The sequence below is a fragment of the Mycolicibacterium litorale genome, from assembly GCF_010731695.1.
GTDB lineage: Bacteria > Actinomycetota > Actinomycetes > Mycobacteriales > Mycobacteriaceae > Mycobacterium > Mycobacterium litorale.
This window is the reverse complement of record NZ_AP022586.1, coordinates 5,558,102-5,579,510: the sequence shown is the minus strand read 5'-3', so window position 1 is coordinate 5,579,510 and position 21,409 is coordinate 5,558,102. Positions and strand designations below refer to the sequence as shown.

The window sequence follows — 21,409 nt, the reverse complement described above, 5'->3', positions numbered from 1 at the left end:
TGGCGGCGACCACGAGAAGGGCCGGCCTGGGCGAGCGCGGCGGTGACGAGAAGCCGGGCGCTGGCGGGTCCGACCATCGCCAGCTCGGCCGGTTTTCGGCGGCGCGGCGGGCGAGGTCGGCCAGGCACGGATCGCGCAGTGCCAGTGCGACGAGCCCCGCAATCGGGGTTTGGACATGGTGAAGCCCCGCTACGGTCATGATGACCCCATCCTAGGCGCCGGCGCGCTACCTCGTCCTGCAGGCGGGGTCGGCCTCGAGGTGGGTCAGCCCGTTCCACATCAGATTCACCAGGTGCGCGGCGACGACCTCTTTCTTGGGCACACGGGTGTCGAGCCACCACTGCGCGGTCATCGACACCGAACCGACCAGCGCCTGCGCGTAGAGCGGCGCCAGCTCGGGTCGAGCCCCGGCGGGAGAAGTCCCCGGCCAGGATCGAGCTGACCTGATTGACCGCATCGTTGAGCAACGTTGAATAGGTGCCCGAGGTGATCGCCGCCGGCGAATCGCGGATGAGAAGCCGTCGGTGCGCTCCTCGACATAGGTCAGCAGCGCGAGCGCGACCCGCTCCACCCGCACCCGTGAGCGGTTGTTGGTCAGCGACGAGGTGATGCCGTCGAGCAACGCCGACATCTCCCGGTCCACGACGACCGCGTACAGGCCTTCCTTGCCGCCGAAGTGCTCGTAGACCACCGGTTTGAGACGTTGGCGCGCTGCGCGATCTCCTCGATCGAGGTGCCCTCGTAGCCGCGCTGGGCGAACAACGACTTGGCGATCTCGACGAGCTGCTGGCGCCGCTCGCTGCCGGTCATTCTGGCGCGAGGTGGACGCACTTCCTTGTCGGGCGCTGCCATTCTTGAGCGTATCGGCTTCGACTACAGTCACGAGGTAATCGATCCGTCGTGGTGTAATCGGCAGCACCTCTGATTTTGGTTCAGATAGTTCAGGTTCGAGTCCTGGCGACGGAGCAATATGACCACACCCACCGACACCGCGGTCCTCGTACCACGCAGGCGCCGGGACGCGGATGCGTTCGGACATCCCGAAGGTGCTGCACACCCTCGGCGGCCGCAGCATGCTGGCGCACGCGCTGCACACCGTGGCGAAGGTCGCCCCGCAGCACCTCGTGGTGGTGCTCGGCCACGACCGTGAGCGCATCGCCCCCGCCGTCGACGCGCTGGCCGCCGAACTCGGCCGCCCCGTCGACATCGCGATCCAGGACCAGCAGCTGGGCACCGGCCACGCCGCAGAATGCGGGCTCGCCGCGCTGCCCGAGGACTTCTCCGGTGTCGTGGTGGTGACCGCGGGCGACGTGCCGCTGCTCGACGCCGACACCATGGCCGACCTGCTGACCACCCACGGCTCGGCCGCGGCCACCGTGCTGACCACCACCGTGGCCGATCCGACCGGTTACGGGCGCATCCTGCGCACCCAGGACAACGAGGTCACCCGCATCGTCGAACAGGCCGACGCGAGCCCGAGCCAGCTGGCGATCCGCGAGGTCAACGCCGGTGTTTACGCCTTCGACATCACCGCGCTGCGGTCCGCGCTGCGCCGGCTGCGGTCCGACAACGCCCAGCACGAGCTGTACCTGACCGACGTCATCGCGATCTTCCGGCAGGACGGTCTGAGCGTTCGGGCCAGGCACGTCGACGACAGCGCCCTGGTCGCCGGCGTCAACGACCGCGTCCAGCTAGCCGCGCTCGGCGCCGAACTCAACCGGCGCATCGTCACCGCCCACCAGCGCGCCGGTGTCACCGTGATCGACCCAGGGTCGACGTGGATCGACGTCGACGTCACCATCGGCCGCGACACCGTGCTGCGCCCCGGCACCCAGCTGCTCGGCCGCACCGTCATCGGCGGCCGTTGCGACGTCGGACCGGACACCACACTCGCCGACGTCACCGTCGGCGACGGCGCCTCGGTGGTGCGCACGCACGGCTCGGAGTCGGTCATCGGCGACGGCGCCACCGTCGGCCCGTTCACCTACCTGCGTCCGGGCACCGCCCTGGGCGCCGACGGCAAGCTCGGCGCGTTCGTCGAGACGAAGAACGCCACCCTCGGCGCGGGCACCAAGGTGCCGCACCTGACCTACGTCGGCGACGCCGACATCGGCGAGCACAGCAATATCGGCGCATCGAGCGTGTTCGTGAACTACGACGGCGAGAACAAGAGCCGCACCACGATCGGATCGCACGTGCGCACCGGCTCGGACACCATGTTCGTCGCGCCCGTGACCGTCGGGGACGGCGCCTACACCGGCGCCGGGACCGTGGTGCGCGACGACGTGCCGCCGGGTGCGCTGGCCGTCTCGGCCGGCCCGCAGCGCAACATCGAGGGCTGGGTGGCCCGCAAACGGCCCGGCTCGGCGGCGGCGGCGCGGCGAGCCGCGCCCTGGGCGAAGCGGCGGCGACGGCGCCGGGTCAGCTCGACGACGCCCAGGGGCAGTGACAGCGACCACTTCCGTTTGCGATCCGGCAACCCGGGCACGGTCACACAGAAACGCTACGTACGATGAGGCCGACACGATCCCCGACCGGCGAGGCGCACAGTGGGCACCGAGTGGACCGATAACCGCAAAAATCTGATGCTCTTCTCGGGCCGCGCGCACCCGGAATTGGCGGAGCAAGTCGCCAGGAGCTCGACACCCGGTGACCGCGCAGACCGCGCGCGACTTCGCCAACGGTGAGATCTTCGTGCGATTCGACGAATCCGTACGCGGGTGCGACGCCTTCGTCCTGCAGTCCCATCCGGCGCCGCTGAACACCTGGCTGATGGAACAGCTGCTGATGATCGACGCGCTCAAGCGCGGCAGCGCCAAGCGCATCACCGCGATCTTGCCGTTCTACCCGTACGCCCGGCAGGACAAGAAGCACCGCGGCCGCGAACCCATCTCCGCCCGCCTGGTTGCCGATCTGCTCAAGACCGCGGGCGCCAACCGCATCTTGACCGTCGACCTGCACACCGATCAGATCCAGGGCTTCTTCGACGGCCCGGTCGACCACATGCGCGCCCAGAAGCTGCTCACCGGCTACATCGCCGAGAACTACTCCGACCACGACATGGTGGTCGTCTCCCCCGACTCCGGCCGGGTGCGCGTGGCCGAGAAGTGGGCCGACTCACTGGGCGGCGTCCCGCTGGCCTTCATCCACAAGACCCGCGACCCGCTGGTGCCCAACCAGGTGGTGTCCAATCGCGTCGTCGGTGACGTCAAGGGCAAGACCTGCGTGCTGACCGACGACATGATCGACACCGGCGGCACCATCGCCGGTGCGGTCAAGCTGCTCAAGCAGGACGGCGCCGGTGACGTGATCATCGCCGCGACGCACGGCGTGCTGTCGGACCCCGCGCGCGAGCGGCTCGCCGAGTCCGGCGCCCGCGAGGTGATCGTCACCAACACGCTGCCGATCGGCGAGGACAAGCGGTTCCCGCAGCTGACCGTGCTGTCGATCGCCCGCTGCTGGCCAACACCATCCGCGCGGTGTTTGACAACGGCTCGGTGACAAGCCTTTTCGACGGGTCGGCGTAAGTGGCGCCAGACACCACAAGCGCGACGATCTACCACAACCCGCGCTGCTCGACGTCGCGCAAGACGCTGGATCTGTTGCGCGACAACGGTGTCGAACCCGAAATCGTGCAGTATCTCAAGACGCCGCCGTCGCGCGCCGAGATCGCCGCGATGATCGAGGCGGCCGGCATCGAAGTACGCGCCGCGGTCCGCAAACGCGAATCCCTTTACGCCGAGCTGAATCTCGCCGACGCGACCGACGACGAACTGCTCGACGCGCTCGCCGAGCACCCCATCCTCATCGAGCGACCGTTCGTGGTGACGGACAAGGGCACCCGGCTGGCCCGGCCGATCGACACGGTGCGCGAGATCTGTGACGGGTCGCCGCGTCGCGGCGGCTGTCGCGCTGCTGGTCCTCGCCACGAGTGGGTGCGGCGCGGAAACCCCTGACTATCAATCGGTCTGGAGCACGTCGAGCAGCGCGCCGCCGTCCTCGGAGGCCCCCACCGAGACCCCGGTGCCGATCGCGCAGTACCTCGAGGGCGCGGGCGTCAGCGGCCGCACCGTCGCACCGGAGAAACTGCCCGACCTCACCGTCACGATCCCCACCCCGCCGGGCTGGCAGCCCTACCCCGGCACCCAGTTCGAACCCGGCACCCGCGTCATCGCCAAGGGCGACACCTACCCGATCGCGATGCTGATGGTGTTCGAGCTGACCGGCCAGTTCGACCCCGCCGAGGCGATCAAACACGGCGACGACGACGCCCGGCTCTCGGAGAACTTCAAGGAACTCAACGCCTCCCAGGACAACTGGCGCGGCATGCCGTCGGCCATGGTCGAGGGCACCTACGACCTCAACGGCCAGCGGATGCAGACCTACAACCGCATCGTCATCGCGACCGGCGCACCGCCGGCCAACCAGCGCTACCTCGTCCAGCTGACGGTGACCAGTTTCGCCGACGAGGCGCAGAAGTACGGCAAGGACATCGAGGCCATCCTCGCGGGGTTCACCGTCGCGCCGAAGAAGTAGCTGCCTAGAGTGGCAGCCATGAGTGACTGGACCGCCGCCGACCTCCCCTCCTTCGCCGGCCGCTGGGTGATCGTCACCGGCGCCAACAGCGGACTCGGCCTCGTCACCGCCCGTGAGCTGGCCCGCGTCGGCGCCGACGTCGTCCTCGCGGTCCGCAACACCGCCAAGGGCGACGAGGCGGCGGCGGGCATGACCGGCAACGTCACCGTGCGCAAGCTCGATCTGCAGGACCTCGCGTCGGTGCGGGAGTTCGCCGCGGCCACCGACAAGGTCGACGTGCTGGTCAACAACGCCGGGATCATGGCGGTGCCCTACGCGCGGACCGTCGACGGGTTCGAGAGCCAGATCGGCACTAACCACCTCGGCCACTTCGCGCTGACCAACCTGCTGCTGCCCAAGATCACCGACCGCGTGGTGACGGTGTCGTCGTTCATGCACGTCTTCGGGCGCGTCAGCCTCGACGACCTGAACTGGAAGGCCCGGCCCTACTCGGCGTGGCTGGCCTACGGGCAGTCGAAGCTGGCCAACCTGCTGTTCACCAGCGAACTGCAGAAGCGGATGACCCGCGCAGGGTCGCCGCTGCGGGCCGTGGCCGCGCACCCGGGGTATTCGCACACCAACCTGCAGGGCCAGTCGGGCCGGCGGCTCGGCGACGCGGTGATGGCCGTCGGCGGGCAGTACTTCGCCACCGACGCCGACTTCGGGGCCCGCCAGACGCTGTACGCGGTGGCGCAGGATCTGCCGGGCGACACCTTCGTCGGCCCGAAGTTCGCGATGCGCGGCCCGACCGGCCCGGTGTGGCGCACCCGTCGCGCCAGGGACAGCGAGACCGCGACGGCGCTGTGGGAACTGTCCGAGCAGCTCACCGACACGAAGTTCCCGCTCTAGCGATTTCCGCGGGACCGCCCGCGTGCGGTAACCTCGACGCCGCATCACGGCGAGGGTGGCCCGGCCACCGTTATCGACGGGAACACGCTTCTTCTGGCTGTTGCTCACCCCTGCCGTGTCCATCACCGGCATAGGAGCAACACCATGGCCAAGACCAAGGCCCACACCCCGAACAACCTGAGCGTCCGAGTCCGCACCGAGACCGGCAAGGGCGCCTCCCGCCGCGCCCGTCGTGAGGGCAAGGTGCCCGCCGTCCTCTACGGCCACGGCACCGACCCGCAGCACCTCGAGCTCCCCGCCCGAGAGCTGGCGGCCGTCCTGCGCAACTTCGGCACCAACGCGGTTCTCACGCTCGACATCGAGGGCACCGAGGCGCTCGCGCTGCCCAAGCAGCTCGAGATCCACCCGATCCGCCGCAACATCCAGCACGTCGACCTCATCGTCGTGCGCCGCGGCGAGAAGGTCACCGTCGAGGTCAACGTCCTCGTCGAGGGTGACGCCACGCCGGGCGCGCTGGTGACGCAGGAGGCCAACACCGTCGAGATCGAATCCGACGCGATGTCGATCCCCGAATCGCTCACCATCTCGGTCGAGGGCGTTGATGCGGGCACGCAGATCACCGCCGGCCAGATCGAGCTGCCCGCCGGCGTCACGCTGATCTCCGATCCCGAGCTGCTCGTGGTCAACGTCGTCGCGGCGCCGACCGAGGAAGAGCTCGAGTCCGAGGGTGGCGGCGCGTCGCTCGAGGAGCAGGCCGCCGAGGTCGCCGAAGCCGAGGCCGAGCCGGCCGCCGAGGAATCGGCCGAGTAACACGACATGGCCGAGCCGTTGCTGGTGGTGGGCCTGGGCAACCCCGGGCCCAACTACGCCAAGACCCGCCACAACCTCGGCTTCATGGTCGCCGACCTGCTGGCCGGGCGGATCGGTTCAGGATTCAAGGTGCACCGGAAATCGGGTGCCGAGATCGTGACCGGTCGCCTGGCGGGCAGGTCCGTCGTGGTGGCCAAACCGCGGACGTACATGAACGAGTCGGGCCGCAACGTCGGTCCGCTCGCGAAGTTCTACTCCGTGGCGCCCGCCGACGTTATCGTCGTCCACGACGAACTCGACATCGACTTCGGCCGCATCCGGTTGAAGGCCGGCGGCGGCGTCGCCGGCCACAACGGGCTGAAGTCCGTCGCGGCGGCATTGGGCACCAAGGACTTCCAGCGGGTACGCGTGGGAGTCGGCCGCCCGCCGGGGCGCAAGGATCCGGCGACGTACGTGCTCGAGACGTTCAACGCCACCGAACGGCCCGAGGTGCCCACGATCTGCGAACAGGCCGCCGACGCGACCGAGATGCTGATCGCCCAGGGCCTGGAACCCGCGCAGAACATCGTGCACGCCTGGGCCTGACGGTGACGCTGCTGACCGCGGGGCACGGCCGGCTCTCGGGTGACGAGTTGGCCGCGCTGCTGCGAGGTGCGGGCGTGACGTCGCTCGTCGACATCCGGCGCTTCCCCGGCAGCCGCGCCCATCCCGACATGTCGCGCGACGCCATGTCGTCGTGGTTACCTGCCGGCGGCATCGCCTACCGCTGGGAGGAGCGCCTCGGTGGGCGGCGACGGCTGCCGCCCGACGCGCCACGTGAGGACCCGTGGTGGCAGGTCGAGCAGTTCGCCGCCTACGCCGCCCACACCAGAACCGAGGAGTTCGACGCCGCACTCGGCGAGGTGCTCGGCGAAAGCGCCTCGCGCACAGTGCTCGTCATGTGCAGTGAGAGCGTGTGGTGGCGGTGCCACCGCCGCCTGGTCGCCGACGTCGCGGTGCTGCGGTTTCGCGCCGACGTCAGCCACCTCATGCACGACGGCAGGGTGACACCGCATCCGGTGGCGCCGGGTGCGCGGCTGCGCGACGACGGATTCGTCGTCTGGGACGGCTAGCCGGTGCGGCCGCGGATCCCGCTGTCGACGACCTTGACCGGTTTGTGCGGGAAGCGCCGCTCGGCGTAGGCCTTCGCCGCCGAGTTCGGTAGCACGTAGAGCGCTTCCTTCTTCTCCTGCAACGGTTTGAGCACCAGATCCATGAAGCCCTTGCGGTCCTCCAGATACGGCTCGATGACGTCTTCGCCGGCCGGACACACCGCGAGGCAATAGGCGGCTTTGTAGTTCGCCTTGAACGACAGGCTCTGCCACATCGACGCGTTCTCCGAATCGCTGACGCGGGAGCGGAAGTCGCCGGCGTCGGCGCTGTCGGCGATCGTCTGCGCCCAGTCGGTGAACCCGCCCATGAACTCGCGGTAGTTGTGCACCGAGCAGGCGACGAAGTCGAACTCACCGTCCTTGCCGATCGCTCCGACCGGGCACGCCGCGACACACAGCTTGCACTCCAGGCACGGCGAATAATCCAGTGGCGCACCGTATTCGCTGATCTCGGCGTCGACCATCACGGTCGCCAGCAGGATGAAGTTGCCGAACTTCGGGTGGATGACATTGCGATGGATCCCCATCACGCCCAGGCCCGCGGCCACCGCGACGGGTTTGTGGGCCACCACCCAGATGCGGCCCGGGTACCGGTCCATCTCCATCGGGAACGTCGCCGACGGGTTGAGCGCGCGGTGACCGGCGTCCTGCAGCGCGCGGGTGATGCGGTGCGCGGCCTCGTTGATGATCTCGCCGCTGCGGTGGAACTCCTGGTTCGCGACGCTGCGCGCGGTCGAGCGGACGTTGTCGCGGTTCATCCGCACCACCAGCGAGATGAAGCTCCGCGCGCCCGGTAACGCTGCCTCGACGTGCTCGCGTTCGGAGGCGAGGTCAGGATTGTCGACGGCGGCGAACGCCACGTCGTCGGCCCCGGCCTGTAGGCAGAGCTCACGCAACCAGCCGGCGTCGATGACGCCGGGTCTGCGCGTCCCGGGCCAGCGCCGCGCGCACCGTCGGGTGGTCGGCGAGGCGTGCGGGGATCTTGGGTGCAGCCATAGCGCTGAGTATAGCCATACATACTCAGCTGTGCGCGCGGATCAGCCCCCGGTGCGCTTGGCGTACGCGCGCAGTGCGAACGGCGCGAAGACCGCCGTCAACGCCAGCGACCACAGCACGGTCGCGAGCACCGGGTGATGCAGCGGCAGCTGGGCGTCCGGGGCGGCCGGGCCGCCGTTGCCCCACAGTTCCCGCATCGCCTGCGCCAGCGAGGACACCGGGTTCCACTCGGCGATCACCCGCAGCCAGTGCGGCATCGGTTCGGTCGGCACGAACGTGTTGGCCAGGAACGTCATCGGGAACAGCGCAGTGAACATGACGCCGTTGACCGCCTCGACCGTGCGCATCAGCGAGCCGATCAGGATGCCGAACCAGATCATCCCGAACCCGAACAGCAGCAGCAGCGCGAAGGCCAGCACCGCCTCGCCCACGCTGCCGCGGATCCGCCACCCGATCGCCAGGCCGGTCAGCGCCATCACGACCACACCCAGCGAGGAGTGGATCACGCTGGCGATGCTGCGCCCGATGAGCACCGAGGACCGCGAGATCGGCAGCGATCGGAACCGGTCGATGATGCCCTTCTCGACGTCGGCGGTGATGCCGGACGCCACCACGAACGCGGAGAACACGATGGTCTGCGCCTGGATGCCGGGTAGCAGGAACTCCCGATAGGACGCCCCGCCGGTGTTGGTGATCGACGCGCCGAACACGAAGGCGAACAGCAGTACGAACATGATCGGCTGAGCGGTCACGTCGCTCAGCATCTCCGGCATGCGCTTGGTGTGGATCATGTTGCGTTTCACCATGATCCACGACTGCTGCGCGAGGTTGGTCCGGTGTGGCCGGGCGCCGGGACTGGTCCTGCGTCCTGGCTTCGACGGCGGTCATGCGCCGACCTCCTCGTCCTCGGTGCGGTGGCCGGTCAGCGTCAGGAACACATCGTCGAGGGAGGGGCGCGACAACCCGATGTCGTCGACCTCGATGTCGCTGTCGCGCAGCCAGCCGGCCACGCGAACCATGTCGGCCAGCCCGTCGGCGGAGGCAGTGAGCCGGCGGGCGCCCGTGTCGACGAACACCTCCGCACCGGTCTTCGCCAGCAGTGCCTGTGCGGCCGCGAGGTCGCTCTCGTCGGCCACCGTCACCACCAGGCTGGCGTTACCGGCCTGACGTTTGAGCTCCAGCGGTGAACCCTGCGCGATGATGCGGCCCTTGTCGATCACCACGATGTTGTCGGCCAGCTGATCGGCCTCCTCGAGATACTGCGTGGTGAGCAGCAGCGTCGTGCCCCCGGCGACGAGGTCGCGCAGCACGTCCCACAGCTCGGTGCGGCTGCGCGGGTCGAGACCCGTGGTCGGTTCGTCGAGGAACAGCACCGGAGGCGCCGCCAGCAGGCTCACCGCGAGGTCCAGGCGCCGCCGCATGCCGCCGCTGTAGGACTTGACCACCCGGTCGCCGGCCTCGGCGAGCGAGAACCGCTCCAGCAGTTCGGTACCCAACCGCTCGAGTTCCTTGCGGCGGATGCCGTAGAGCCCGCCGATCATCCGAATGTTCTCGCGGCCGGTGAGCAGTTCATCGACGGTGGCGACCTGCCCGGTGAGCCCCATGTTGCGACGCACCTGGTCGGGTTCGCGGCGGACGTCGAAGCCCGCGACGCGGGCGGTGCCGCTGGTCGGTTCGGTCAGCGTGGTCATCATCCGCACGGTGGTGGTCTTGCCCGCACCGTTGGGGCCGAGCAGGCCGAGGACCGTACCCGCAGGCACGGTGAAGCTCACCCCGTCCACCGCTGTCTGCTCGCCGAACCGCTTCACCAGGTCGATCGCTTCGATGGCCGGTGTCATGTTCACGACGGTAGCCGTGGCGACCGACATCGGGCCAACGCATTACGCACGCCGGCGGTCGCGCGAGCGTGCGCGCACGGTCGGTGTTCAGTGGCGTGTCACGAAGCAGACACGCACTCTCGCGGAACTAGGTGACCAACGAGACCGAGTTGGCGCGGCGCAACTTGCCCGACGGCGTCTTCGGGATGGTGCCCGGACCGAGCACCACGACGTTGCGGGGCCGCACGTCGACCTCGGCGACCACCTCGTGGGCGACCTGCCGCTCGATGCGGTGCACCTCGTTCGGGTCCTGCCAGGCGTTCGACTCGACGGCGACGGCGAAGGTCTCCCGCGAGTGCCCGGCGTCCAGGCGCACCGCGACCGCGCAGCCGGGCCGCACCCCTTCGACGCGCCCCGCGGCCCGCTCGATGTCGGTCGGGTAGATGTTGCGCCCGGCCATGATGATCACGTCCTTGACGCGGCCGCACACCACCACGTGGCCCTCTTCGGTCAGGTAGCCGAGGTCACCGGTGTCGTACCAGCCGTGCTCGTCCTGGGCCGGGACGAATCCGCCCATCGTGATGTAGCCGGGGTCAGCGGCTCGCCCGCAGCTCGATGACGCCGACGCCGCGGGCGGGCATCACGTTGCCCTGCTCGTCGATGATGCGGGCCTCGAGACCCTCGAGCAGCGGGCCCAGCGTGGCCAGCCGCTTGGTGTTGCCCTTCGTGGCGGGCACGGCGCGGCGCAGCGCGGCCAGCAGATCGGCGTCGACCTCGTCGACCACCAGACCCGCACCGCACTTGGAGAACGACACCGCCAGCGTGGTCTCGGCCATGCCGTAGGCGGGCAGGATGGCCTCGGGCTTCAGGCCGAACGGCGCGCCGGCGTCGATCAGGTCCTCGACGTCGGCGGGCTCGACCGGCTCGGCACCCGACAGCGCGAAGCGCAGCGTCGACAGGTCGAACTCGCCGGGCGTGGCCTGCCTGCGCAGCCGCTTGGCCAGCAGCGCGTAGGCGAAGTTCGGCGCGGCCGTCATCGTGCCCTTGTACTTGTCGATGAGCCGCGCCCACAGCAGGGTGTCGCGCAGGAAGTCCATCGGCGTGACCTTGACCAGCTCCGCGCCGAAGTACATCGGGATGGTGAGGAAGCCGACCATGCCCATGTCGTGGAAGCACGGCAGCCAGCTGACCATGACGTCTTTGGTGACGTCGTACTCGGCGCCGATGAACATCGCCTCGGCGTTCGAGTGGATGTTGCGGTGGGTGATCTGCACGGCCTTGGGCGAACCGGTCGACCCGGAGGTCAGCTGCATCAGCGCCAGATCGTCCTCGCCGACCTCGACCGGGTCGATCGGCTCCGCGGCCAGCAGATCGGCCACGGTCAGCACCAGCAGACCCTTCTCCTCCAGCACCGGGATCGCGACGGTGAAGGGTTCGGACACGATCACGGCCTTGGCCTCGATCATCCCGATCACCGTCAGCGTGTCCTCGGCCCACATGGCGAGGTCGGTGCGCGGAGTGGGCTGGTGCAGCATCGTCAGGCTCGCGCCGCGCATCCAGACGCCCTGCGCGGTCGGGGCGATCTCGACCGGCAGGCCCTCGAGCACGCCCACCGCGTCACCCAGGCCGATACCGGCCGCTGCGAGCCCACCGGCGATCCGGCGGGCACGCTCGTGCACCTCACCCCACGTGTGGCGGACGGGCTCGTGCGGCTCGCCGGTCACCATGCCGGTGCTCACGGTGCGCGCGTTGCGGTACATCTTCTCGGTGAACCTGCTCACGACATCCTCCTGGGGACCGGCGCCACTGCCCGGCTTCTCATGCTCCGCCTGTCTACGAGCGTTGCCGAGTAGGCACGCGTACACGATTGAGGAGCAGTTGGGTATCGAAACGGTGATGGGGCGTCCACATCGGCACCCGCCGGCGACGCCGGCGGAAAGGACACGCGTCCGGCGCTCGACCGCTAGCTTTCACCGCCGACCATCTTAAGAGACCCTTAAGTAACTGCCAAACCATGGCGCGGATTGAGGCGTGCGTCACACCTTTCCGACGCAAAAAGACCGCAAAGACCCCGTCACACCGACGAGGACGGCGCGGGCACCACCCGGGCGCCCTGCACCGGCCCGCTGGCCACCCGCACGGTCCGGCACACCCCGGCACCGGCGAGCGTGGCGCCGACGTCGATCGCGGCGGGCGACGAGGCGCACAGGAAGGCGCACGTCGGACCGGACCCGGACACGATCGCCGCGAGGGCGCCGGCGTCCAGGCCCGCCCGCAGCGTGCGGCGCAGTTCCGGATACAGACTCAGCGCGGCCGCCTGCAGATCGTTACCGAGCAGCGGCGCGAGTGTGGCGGCGTCGCCGGACGCCAGCGCGGCCAGGATCGGCTCCGGGTCACCCAGCCGGCCGGGTGCGGCCCGCTTGCCGTCGGCGGTGGCGCGCAGCCGGTCGAGTTCTCCGAACACCTTCGGCGTCGACAGGCCCTTGCGCGCGAACGCCAGCACCCAGTGGAACGTGCTTCGGGCGAGCACCGTCGCGAGCTCCTCACCGCGGCCGGTGCCCAGCGCCGTGCCGCCGTGCAGCGCGAACGGCACGTCACTGCCCAACTCGGCGGCCATCGCGTGCAGATCACGCCGGGGCACCCCGAGCTCCCACAGATGGTTCATCGCGACCAGCACGGCGGCGGCGTCGGCGCTGCCGCCTGCCATCCCGCCGGCCACAGGGATCGACTTCTCGATGGAGATCGCCACGTCGGGCGCCCTGCCGACGTGGTCGGCCATCAGCTCGGCCGCCCGCCAGGCGATGTTGCGCCGGTCGGTGGGCAGCGACTCCATGCCCTCGCCGGCCAGCTCAACCGACAGCGTGTCGGCGGTCGAGACGGTGACCTCGTCGAGCAGCGAGACGGCATGAAAGACCGTCGTCAGGTCGTGATAGCCGTCGTCACGCAGATCACCGACCCCGAGGAAGAGGTTCACCTTCCCGGGCACCCGCACGGTGACCGAGCCGGTGGGAACCCACTCGGAGGCGGTGTTGCCGTTACGCACCGCTCGACACTATCGCCGCACGTCGGCAGCGCAAACCCATGGCACGTCCGGGCCGGTCAGCTATTGGACGCGGACCTGCTCCTCGGCTTCGCCGGAACGCTGCAGCAACCGGACGAAATCGGCGATGGCGAGCGTCTCACCGCGCCGCGACGGGTCGATGCTGGCAGCCAGCAGTCGGCGGGCGGACTCGTTGCCGGACCCGGCCCATTCGGCGAACGCGTTGCGCGACGTCTTGCGGCGCTGCGCGAAGGCGATGTCGATCAGATCGAAGACCTGCGCGCGGAACTCCGCGTCCGTCGGCCACGGCGACGTCTCGTACCGGTCGATGCGGACCAGCCCGGAGTACACCCGCGGGATGGGCCAGAAGACCGTCGGCGACACCATGCCGTAGCGGCGGACGTTGCCGTAGAACCGCACCTTGGCGCTCGGCACGCCGTAGTCCTTGCCGCCCGGGTCGGCGGCGAGCCGCTCGGCCACCTCGGCCTGGACCATCACCATGACCGAACGGATCGTCGGGAACTCCGCGAGCAGGTGGAGCAGTGCGGGTACCGCGACGTTGTACGGCAGGTTGGCGACCAGCGCGGTGGGCTGAGCCTCCAGATCCGACGGCATCAGCGTCAGGATGTCCTGGTTGAGGACGGTCAGACGGTTGATCTCACTGTGCGAGTGATCGGCGATCGTGGTCGGAAGCTGTTGCGCCAGGAGCGGATCGATCTCCACCGCCGTCACGTGCGCACCGCGGTCGAGCAGCGCCAGCGTCAGCGAGCCGAGGCCCGGTCCCACTTCCAGGACGTGGTCGTGCCGGTGCACACCGGAGGCGGAGACGATCCTGCGCACGGTGTTGGCATCGTGGACAAAGTTTTGCCCGAATGACTTGCGCGGGCGAAAGTCGATGTCCTTCGCCAGGCGCCGGATCTCGGTCCGCCCGAGTAGTCGAATCGTCACGACGCCCCCACTCTTCCACTGCACGTGGGCCAGGCTCCCCAGCCTTGCCTCGCCCGCGTGACCTCAGCAATCGCGATCTGTTCTTCTCTTGTTGCCAGATCTGCCCTCGGAGCATACCTCAGACCACCGTTGCGCTCCCAGGTGTTTTGATCAAACTGAACCCCACCGAAGTAACCATTACCGGTATTGATGGCCCAATTACCTCCGGCTTCACACTGCGCCAGCGCATCCCAGGCCGCTCCGGCGCGCACCGGTGGCACCTCCGTGCCGGGCTTCGCACCGACCCTCAGGACGGCGTTCCTTGCAGGTGAAACGATGACATTAGCTACTGGCAGCCTGCCGGTTTCCACGCCGTTTACCTTTGAAACAGCAAAGGTTACGTCCTGAACGCCGGGTGTTCCCGCGTCTTCGACGATCTGGCGGCTCATGTTCATGTTGACGTCTTCGATGCGCGTGTCGGCCGGCTGCAGCGGCACGCGCTCGGTGAACTTCTCGATGCGCACGCGTGTTACCTGGATCTGCATCCCATCGACGACCGGCGACGACGCGGCGGGCACGACACGGTCCCGCTGTTGCAGCGGAGCGCCCGCGGCCTCGAGCAGCGCGGCCACGTTCGGCGCCGCCAGACGCACCGTCCGGACGACCCCGCCGTCGTCGAGCTGAACGGTCTTGGGGGTGACGACGGGAAGCGACATACCGCCCAGCGGCACGCGGCTGCCGCGCGATGCCGCGGCCGGGGCCGTGTCGGTCATCTGCAGCTGCGCGAGCGCCTCGTCGACGGTCGACGCCGTCGTCCACACCTGCCGGGTGTGCTGACCGTCGAGCGAGATGTCCAGCGGACGGCTGCGCCGAAGCACGATCGTGTCGGTGGACCGCACGTCGGTGTCGCCGGCCGGGAAGAGATCGTCGCGCTCCCCCACCTCGAAGCCGTTCTCCTCGACGACGTCGATGACGCGCGACTTCATCGTCGAGACCGTCGTCTCCGTACCGTCCACCGAGAGGGTGACGGTCTTCTGGGCGGTGACGGCATATCCGCCCGCGAAGGCGACCGCGACCAGCAGTGCGGCCACCACGATGCGCAGCATGGGCGAGCGCGCCTCGTGCAGTCTGTTCAGAGCAGTCAAGAGTTGTCGAGTCCCTGATTATTGGTACAAACGTTTCAAAAAGGGCGGCTAAGTCCGCTTACGATCACAAGACGGTAACGAATACCTTTACTGAGATCAACTCTTACACAGCCAGTATGCGCGGATGGCGTTGTCGGCGGTTTGCTGCGCCAGCTCCTCGGCGGGGCGGCCACGGACCTCGGCCAGCGCGCGCACCGTGTACGGCAGGCAATACGGCTCGTTGGGCGCTCCCCGGTACGGGTGCGGGGTGAGGAATGGTGCGTCCGTCTCCACCAGCAGCAGTTCGCCCGGGATCAACCGCGCCGCCTCCCGCAGGGCGTGGGCGTTCTTGAAGCTGACCGTTCCGGCCAGGCTCAGCAGCCAACCCGCCTCGATGCACGTGCGCGCCATCTGTGCATCCGACGAGAAGCAGTGGAAGATCACGGTGTCCGGAGCGCCCTCGGCGGCCAGGACGTCGAGAACGGCCGCGTCGGCGTCGCGATTGTGGATCATCAGCGGCTTGCCGGTCCGCTTGGCCAGGTCGATGTGCCACGCGAACGCCTCGCGCTGCGCGTCGGGTTCGGCGCAGCCGTCGAGCTTGCCGGGCCAGTACAGGTCCATCCCGGTCTCGCCGACGGCCACCACCCGCGGATGGGCGGCCAGGCGCTCGAGTTCGGCGCGGGCGTCGTCGGTCAGCGCGTCGGCGCGGGTGGGGTGCAGCGCGACCGCCGCATACACCCGGTCGTCCCACTCGGCGGCCTGCGTGGCCCAGCGCGCGGCCGCCAGATCGTCGGCGATCGTCACGACCGCGCGCACCCCGACCGCGCCCGCCCGGTCCAGCGCCGCCCGTACGTCGTCGGCGTCGCGCACCCCGCAGGCGTCGAGGTGGGTGTGCGCATCGATCAGCGGCGCCAACGGCTCAGGAGCCGGCGGGGCCGGACGGTTCGAGCGACTCACGCACCACACCATAAGGTGAGTGCCGATGAGCACGCCGTTCTACATCACCACCGCGATCGCCTACCCCAACGGCGATCCGCACGTCGGCCACGCCTACGAGTACATCGCCACCGACGCCATCGCCCGGTTCAAACGGCTCGACGGCTTCGACGTGCGCTACCTCACCGGCACCGACGTCCACGGTCAGAAGATGGCCGAGACGGCAGCGGCACTGGGCATCTCCGCCGCCGAACTCGCCACCCGCAACTCCGATGTGTTCCAGCGGCTGCAGGAGAAGCTCGGCATCTCGTTCGACCGGTTCATCCGGACCTCCGATGCCGACCACTACGAAGCATCCAAGGCCATCTGGCAGCGGATGAACGAATCCGGCGACATCTATTTGGACGCCTACTCCGGCTGGTACTCGGTGCGCGACGAACGGTTCTTCACCGAGAACGAGACCGCGCTGCGTGAGGACGGGGTGCGCATCGCCACCGAGACCGGCGCGCCGGTGACGTGGACCGAGGAGCAGACCTATTTCTTCAAGCTGTCGGCCTACACCGACCGCCTGCTCGCGCACTACGAGGCACACCCCGAGTTCATCGCCCCCGACGTGCGCCGCAACGAGGTCGTCAGCTTCGTCTCCGGCGGGCTGCGCGATCTGTCGATCTCCCGCACCACGTTCGACTGGGGTGTCCCGGTGCCCGGCCACCCCGACCACGTCATGTACGTGTGGGTCGACGCGCTGACCAACTACCTCACCGGCGTCGGCTTCCCCGACACCTCCTCGGAGGCGTTCCAGCGGTTCTGGCCGGCCGATCTGCACATGATCGGCAAGGACATCATCCGGTTCCACACCGTCTACTGGCCGGCCTTCCTGATGTCGGCGGGCATCGAGCTGCCGCGGCGGATCTTCGCGCACGGCTGGCTGCTCAACCGCGGCGAGAAGATGAGCAAGTCGATCGGCAACGTCGTGGATCCGGTCAACCTCGTCGACACGTTCGGCCTGGATCAGGTGCGCTACTTCTTCCTGCGCGAGGTGCCGTTCGGCCAGGACGGCAGCTACAGCGAGGACGCCATCATCGGCCGCATCAACGCCGACCTGGCCAACGAACTGGGCAACCTGGCGCAGCGCTCGCTGTCGATGGTCGCCAAGAACCTCGGGGGCGCCGTGCCGGAACCGGGCGACTTCACCGCCGAGGACCGCGGGCTGCTCGAGGCCGCCGACGCGCTGCTCGAGCGGGTCCGCGGCCACTTCGACGAGCAGGCCATGCACCTGGCGCTCGAGGCGATCTGGTCGGTGCTCGGCGCGGCCAACCGGTACTTCACCGCCCAGGAGCCGTGGGTGTTGCGCAAGTCGGATGCGCCGGCCGACGAGGTGCGGTTCCGTACCGTCCTCTACACGACGCTCGAGACCGTGCGCATCGCCGCGCTGCTCACCCAGCCGGTGATGCCGGATTCGACCGCCACATTGCTCGACCTGCTCGGCCAGCCCGCCGATCAGCGCACCTTCGCCGCCGTTTCGACGCGGCTCGCTCCGGGCACCGCGTTGCCCAAGCCCGTCGGCGTGTTTCCGAGATACCAGGTGGATGAGGCATGAACGGTCTGCACGAGAACCTGCAGGACACCTTCGAGGAGGTGGCGCGGCGCAATCCCGGTGAGACCGAATTCCACCAGGCCGTCTACGAGGTGCTGCAGAGCCTCGGACCGGTGGTGGCCAAGCACCCCGAGTACGCCGACAGCGCGGTGATCCGCCGGCTGTGCGAGCCCGAACGGCAGATCCTCTTCCGGGTGCCGTGGGTCGACGACAGCGGCGCCGTCCAGATGAACCGCGGGTTCCGCGTCGAGTTCAACTCGGCGCTCGGCCCGTTCAAGGGCGGGCTGCGGTTCCACCCGTCGGTGTATCTGGGCATCGTGAAGTTCCTCGGCTTCGAGCAGATCTTCAAGAACTCGCTGACCGGGATGCCGATCGGCGGCGGTAAGGGCGGATCGGACTTCGACCCCAAGGGCCGCTCCGACGGCGAGATCATGCGGTTCTGCCAGTCGTTCATGACCGAGCTGTACCGCCACATCGGCGAGTACACCGACGTGCCCGCCGGCGACATCGGCGTCGGACTGCGGGAAATCGGCTACCTGTTCGGCCAGTACAAGCGCATCACCAACCGGTACGAGTCCGGCGTGCTCACCGGTAAGGGCGTCACGTGGGGCGGCTCGCTGGTCCGGACCGAGGCCACCGGCTACGGCACGGTGTACTTCATCGCCGACATCCTCAAGGCCCGCGGCGAGTCGTTCGACGGCAAGCGTGTCGTGGTGTCCGGTTCGGGCAACGTGGCCATCTACGCGATCGAGAAGATCCACCAGCTCGGCGGCACGGTGATCGCGTGTTCGGATTCCGACGGGTACGTCGTCGACCCCGACGGCATCGACCTCACCGCACTCAAAGAGGTCAAGGAGGTCCGGCGCGCCCGCATCTCGGAGTACGCCGACATCCGGGGCGGCGCCCGCTTCGCCCGCGGCAACGTGTGGGACGTGGAGTGCGACATCGCGGTGCCGAGCGCCACGCAGAACGAGATCAACGGCGCCGACGCCGCGGCACTGGTCAAGGGCGGCTGCCGCATCGTCGCCGAAGGCGCGAACATGCCGTGTACGCCGGAGGCGGTCAAACTCTTCGCCGAGGCGGGCACCGTGTTCGCCCCCGGTAAGGCCGCGAACGCCGGCGGTGTCGCGACCAGTGCGCTGGAGATGCAGCAGAACGCGTCCCGCGATTCGTGGACGTTCGCCGAGACCGAGGATCGGCTGGCCGAGATCATGGGCCGCATCCATGACCGCTGTCTGCAGACCGCGGAGGAATACGGCCAACCCGGAAACTACGTGGCCGGTGCCAACATCGCCGGCTTCACCCGGGTGGCCGACGCGATGATGGCCCTCGGCCTCATCTGACGTGAGCTAGGTCACACACGGCGTCGCGCGCGTGACGTTTCCGCGGCGGGCGGTGTCTCAGGGGCATCACACCCTGACGCGAAGGAGACACCATGACCGTGCAACGCCCCCACGTCGTCGTCATCGGCGGCGGATACAGCGGAACATTGGCGGCCAACCACCTGCGACTGCGCGGTGACGTCCGGATCACTCTGGTGAACCCCCGCCCGCACTTCGTCGAACGCATCCGGCTGCACCAGTTGGTGGCGGGCACCGCCGAGGCCACCGTCGACTACGGCAGTGTGCTCGGCGAGGGCATCGAGATGGTCGTCGACACCGCCACCCGCATCGACATCGACGCCTGCTCGGTCGAGCTGGGATCGGGCGCCACCCTCGGCTACGACTACCTCATCTACGCGGTCGGCAGCACCGGCGCGGTCTCCACCTCGGTGCCCGGCGCGGCCCGATTCGCCTATCCAGTGGCCGAACTCGAGCAGGCGACGCGGCTGCGCGCCGCGGTCGACGAACTGCATCCCGACGCGCCGGTGACGGTCGTCGGCGCCGGGCTGACCGGTATCGAGGTCGCCACCGAACTCGCCGAGCAGGGCCGCAGGGTCACGCTGGTGTGCGGCGGGCAGCTGGGTCCGACGCTGTCCCGCCCGGGACGGCGGTCGGTCGCCAAGGTGATGGCGAGGCTGCGCATCGCGGTGCTCGAGGACGACGTGGTGACCGAGGTGCGCCCGCACGCGGTGGTCTTCGCCGACGGTGCAGTGCGCCCGAGCGCGCTGACCATCTGGACGGCGGGCTTCGGCGTACCGGATCTGGCGGCACGCAGCGGACTGCGCACCGACGCGATGGGCCGGCTGCTCACCGACGAGACGCTGACCAGCGTCGACGACCCCCGCATCGTCGCCGCCGGCGACTGCGCCTCCCCGTCGGGCGCACCGCTGCGGATGTGCTGCGCTTCGGCATCCCAGCTGGGCCCGCAGGCCGCCAACACGGTGCTGAGCCGGATCGCGGGCACCGAGCCGGTGCGCTTCGAGTACGGCTTCGCCGGTACGTGCACCAGCCTGGGGCGCCGGGCGGCGGTCGTGCAGTTCGCCCGCAGGGACGACACGGCGATCGACCTCTACCTGGGCGGGCGCGTCGCTGCGACGCTCAAGGAGGCGATCTGCCGGGGCACGGTGTGGGGTCTGCGCCGCGAAGCGCGCAAGCCCGGCTCGTCGTTCTGGTTCACCGGAGGTCCGCGGCCGCAGCAGGACGCGGTCGAGGGGGTCGCGGTCGAGGAGGTCGCCAAGCCGTGAGCACCGGCGGCGAGCACGCCGAACGCTTCACGCTGCTGCGGCCCCTGCTGTTCACGATCGCCTATGAGATCCTCGGCAGCGCAAGCGAATCCGACGACGTGCTGCAGGACAGCTACCTGCGGTGGGCCGACGTGGACCTCTCGACGGTCCGGGACACCCGGTCGTACCTGGCGCAACTGGTGACCCGTCAGGCACTCAACACGCTGCGGGCCAACGCCCGCCGCCGGGAGGACTACGTCGGCCCCTGGCTGCCCGAACCGCTGCTGCTCGACGAGGCCGACGCCTCCTCCGACGTCGTCCTCGCCGAGTCCGTCTCGATGGCGATGATGGTGGTGCTCGAGACGCTGACCCCCGACGAGCGCGCGGTCTTCGTGCTGCACGAGGTCTTCGGCTTCGACTACGCGGAGATCGCCTCTGCCGTCGGAAAGTCGGCCGGCGCGGTCCGTCAGATGGCGTACCGCGCCCGCGAGCACGTGCACGCCAGGCGTCAGCGGTCCGAGAGCGTCGACGTTGCGGACGCCGCCGAGGTGACCGAGCGGTTCATGGCGGCTGCCGCCACCGGTGACATCGACGGCCTGATGGCCGTACTCGCACCGGACGCGGCGTGGATCACCGACAGCGGCGGGCGGGCCAAGGCGATCCGGCGGCCGGTGCTCGGCGCCAGGAAGGTGGCGGGCGTCATCGCCGGCTTCTTCCGGGCGGCGCCGAAGCAGGTGCCGGATTTCCGGTTGGAGACTGCGACGTACAACAACACCCCGGCCGTCGTCGTGCACAGCGGCGACCGCGTGGAAGGGCTGGTCCTCGTCGATGTCGTCGACGGGCGGATCGCGAACTTTTACGCGGTGGCCAACCCGGACAAGCTGGCCGGGATCACCGTCCCGCGGGCGATCCGCCGTCAGTGAGCTGCACCACATCTGCCGTCGAGGTGTCACACTTCTGGTGTGCGTGGTGTCTCCAGGAC

The 21,409-nt window shown here is 69.2% G+C and carries 15 protein-coding genes, 1 tRNA gene and 6 pseudogenes; 13 read left to right on the top strand and 9 right to left on the bottom strand.

Annotated features, from left to right (window positions below):
* Window positions 1-226: 226 nt before the first annotated feature.
* Window positions 227-810 (bottom strand): annotated as a pseudogene (locus G6N30_RS26865) (TetR/AcrR family transcriptional regulator).
* Between the two features lie 84 nt (window positions 811-894).
* Here G6N30_RS26865 and G6N30_RS26860 point away from each other — a divergent pair.
* The 9 genes and pseudogenes from G6N30_RS26860 to G6N30_RS26820 all read left to right on the top strand — a co-directional run bounded on the left by G6N30_RS26860 (window position 895) and on the right by G6N30_RS26820 (window position 7,346).
* Window positions 895-966, top strand: a tRNA-Gln gene (locus G6N30_RS26860).
* Window positions 967-970: 4 nt separating this feature from the next.
* Window positions 971-2,449 (top strand): annotated as a pseudogene (glmU, locus tag G6N30_RS26855) (bifunctional UDP-N-acetylglucosamine diphosphorylase/glucosamine-1-phosphate N-acetyltransferase GlmU).
* A 100-nt stretch (window positions 2,450-2,549) separates the two neighbouring features.
* Window positions 2,550-3,527: pseudogene (locus tag G6N30_RS26850) on the top strand (ribose-phosphate diphosphokinase).
* Window positions 3,528-3,878: pseudogene (gene arsC / locus G6N30_RS26845) on the top strand (arsenate reductase (glutaredoxin)); the annotation flags it as partial.
* A 1-nt stretch (window position 3,879) separates the two neighbouring features.
* On the top strand, window positions 3,880-4,536 hold the full coding sequence (locus G6N30_RS26840; protein ID WP_134055766.1) for an LpqN/LpqT family lipoprotein: 657 nt from the start codon (window positions 3,880-3,882) through the stop codon (window positions 4,534-4,536).
* Window positions 4,537-4,554: 18 nt separating this feature from the next.
* A complete protein-coding gene (locus G6N30_RS26835) occupies window positions 4,555-5,424 on the top strand; it encodes an oxidoreductase (RefSeq protein WP_134055768.1) in 870 nt (289 codons plus the stop codon).
* Between the two features lie 144 nt (window positions 5,425-5,568).
* Window positions 5,569-6,234: a 50S ribosomal protein L25/general stress protein Ctc gene (locus tag G6N30_RS26830; RefSeq protein WP_134055770.1), complete on the top strand. Its 666-nt coding sequence runs from the start codon at window positions 5,569-5,571 to the stop codon at window positions 6,232-6,234.
* 6 nt (window positions 6,235-6,240) lie between these two features.
* Window positions 6,241-6,819 carry an aminoacyl-tRNA hydrolase gene (gene pth, locus G6N30_RS26825; RefSeq protein WP_134055772.1) on the top strand — a complete coding sequence of 193 codons (579 nt, stop codon included), beginning with the start codon at window positions 6,241-6,243 and terminating at the stop codon, window positions 6,817-6,819.
* A gap of 2 nt (window positions 6,820-6,821) precedes the next feature.
* Window positions 6,822-7,346, top strand: coding sequence for a DUF488 domain-containing protein (locus G6N30_RS26820; protein WP_234880204.1), 525 nt, complete (start codon window positions 6,822-6,824; stop codon window positions 7,344-7,346).
* On the opposite strand, the pseudogene G6N30_RS26815 reads toward G6N30_RS26820, so the two are convergent.
* From G6N30_RS26815 to G6N30_RS26780, 8 genes and pseudogenes are all read right to left on the bottom strand, one after another.
* Window positions 7,343-8,381, bottom strand: a pseudogene (locus tag G6N30_RS26815) (epoxyqueuosine reductase). The gene G6N30_RS26820 and the pseudogene G6N30_RS26815 sit on opposite strands and share 4 nt — an antisense overlap.
* Before the next feature lie 41 nt (window positions 8,382-8,422).
* Window positions 8,423-9,187 carry an ABC transporter permease gene (locus G6N30_RS26810; RefSeq protein WP_244964979.1) on the bottom strand — a complete coding sequence of 255 codons (765 nt, stop codon included), beginning with the start codon at window positions 9,185-9,187 and terminating at the stop codon, window positions 8,423-8,425.
* A gap of 78 nt (window positions 9,188-9,265) precedes the next feature.
* Window positions 9,266-10,219 (bottom strand): efflux ABC transporter ATPase subunit, DrrA-related, encoded by a 954-nt coding sequence (locus tag G6N30_RS26805; RefSeq protein ID WP_134055778.1) that lies wholly within the window; start codon window positions 10,217-10,219, stop codon window positions 9,266-9,268.
* 127 nt (window positions 10,220-10,346) lie between these two features.
* A pseudogene (locus G6N30_RS26800) lies at window positions 10,347-11,979 on the bottom strand (fatty acyl-AMP ligase).
* Window positions 11,980-12,272: 293 nt separating this feature from the next.
* Complete coding sequence (locus G6N30_RS26795) at window positions 12,273-13,241, bottom strand: 4-(cytidine 5'-diphospho)-2-C-methyl-D-erythritol kinase (RefSeq protein ID WP_134055782.1); 969 nt, start codon at window positions 13,239-13,241, stop codon at window positions 12,273-12,275.
* Window positions 13,242-13,301: 60 nt separating this feature from the next.
* Entirely contained in the window at window positions 13,302-14,186 is an 885-nt protein-coding gene (gene rsmA, locus G6N30_RS26790) for a 16S rRNA (adenine(1518)-N(6)/adenine(1519)-N(6))-dimethyltransferase RsmA (protein WP_134055784.1), read from the bottom strand.
* Window positions 14,183-15,310, bottom strand: coding sequence for a resuscitation-promoting factor (locus G6N30_RS26785; protein ID WP_134055786.1), 1,128 nt, complete (start codon window positions 15,308-15,310; stop codon window positions 14,183-14,185). The genes rsmA and G6N30_RS26785 overlap by 4 nt, the downstream gene beginning before the upstream one ends.
* Before the next feature lie 96 nt (window positions 15,311-15,406).
* Entirely contained in the window at window positions 15,407-16,258 is an 852-nt protein-coding gene (locus G6N30_RS26780) for a TatD family hydrolase (RefSeq protein ID WP_134055788.1), read from the bottom strand.
* A gap of 13 nt (window positions 16,259-16,271) precedes the next feature.
* Here G6N30_RS26780 and metG point away from each other — a divergent pair, with 13 nt between their 5' ends.
* From metG to sigJ, 4 genes are all read left to right on the top strand, one after another.
* Complete coding sequence (gene metG / locus G6N30_RS26775; protein ID WP_134055790.1) at window positions 16,272-17,825, top strand: methionine--tRNA ligase; 1,554 nt, start codon at window positions 16,272-16,274, stop codon at window positions 17,823-17,825.
* On the top strand, window positions 17,822-19,165 hold the full coding sequence (gene gdhA, locus G6N30_RS26770; RefSeq protein WP_134055792.1) for an NADP-specific glutamate dehydrogenase: 1,344 nt from the start codon (window positions 17,822-17,824) through the stop codon (window positions 19,163-19,165). Before metG ends, gdhA begins: the two co-directional genes overlap by 4 nt.
* Before the next feature lie 92 nt (window positions 19,166-19,257).
* A complete protein-coding gene (locus G6N30_RS26765; protein ID WP_134055794.1) occupies window positions 19,258-20,448 on the top strand; it encodes an NAD(P)/FAD-dependent oxidoreductase in 1,191 nt (396 codons plus the stop codon).
* The gene (gene sigJ / locus G6N30_RS26760) at window positions 20,445-21,350 is read left to right on the top strand and encodes an RNA polymerase sigma factor SigJ (RefSeq protein WP_134055796.1); all 906 of its coding nucleotides are present in this window, start codon (window positions 20,445-20,447) and stop codon (window positions 21,348-21,350) included. Before G6N30_RS26765 ends, sigJ begins: the two co-directional genes overlap by 4 nt.
* Window positions 21,351-21,409 lie beyond the last annotated feature (59 nt).

Coding starts and splice junctions, on each gene's coding strand:
- G6N30_RS26805 (WP_134055778.1), bottom strand. CDS start 10,219: ATGACACCGGCCATCGAAGCGATCGACCTGGTGAAGCGGTTCGGCGAG.
- G6N30_RS26810 (WP_244964979.1), bottom strand. CDS start 9,187: ATGGTGAAACGCAACATGATCCACACCAAGCGCATGCCGGAGATGCTG.
- G6N30_RS26765 (WP_134055794.1), top strand. CDS start 19,258: ATGACCGTGCAACGCCCCCACGTCGTCGTCATCGGCGGCGGATACAGC.
- pth (WP_134055772.1), top strand. CDS start 6,241: ATGGCCGAGCCGTTGCTGGTGGTGGGCCTGGGCAACCCCGGGCCCAAC.
- G6N30_RS26830 (WP_134055770.1), top strand. CDS start 5,569: ATGGCCAAGACCAAGGCCCACACCCCGAACAACCTGAGCGTCCGAGTC.
- G6N30_RS26780 (WP_134055788.1), bottom strand. CDS start 16,258: ATGGTGTGGTGCGTGAGTCGCTCGAACCGTCCGGCCCCGCCGGCTCCT.
- metG (WP_134055790.1), top strand. CDS start 16,272: ATGAGCACGCCGTTCTACATCACCACCGCGATCGCCTACCCCAACGGC.
- G6N30_RS26835 (WP_134055768.1), top strand. CDS start 4,555: ATGAGTGACTGGACCGCCGCCGACCTCCCCTCCTTCGCCGGCCGCTGG.
- gdhA (WP_134055792.1), top strand. CDS start 17,822: ATGAACGGTCTGCACGAGAACCTGCAGGACACCTTCGAGGAGGTGGCG.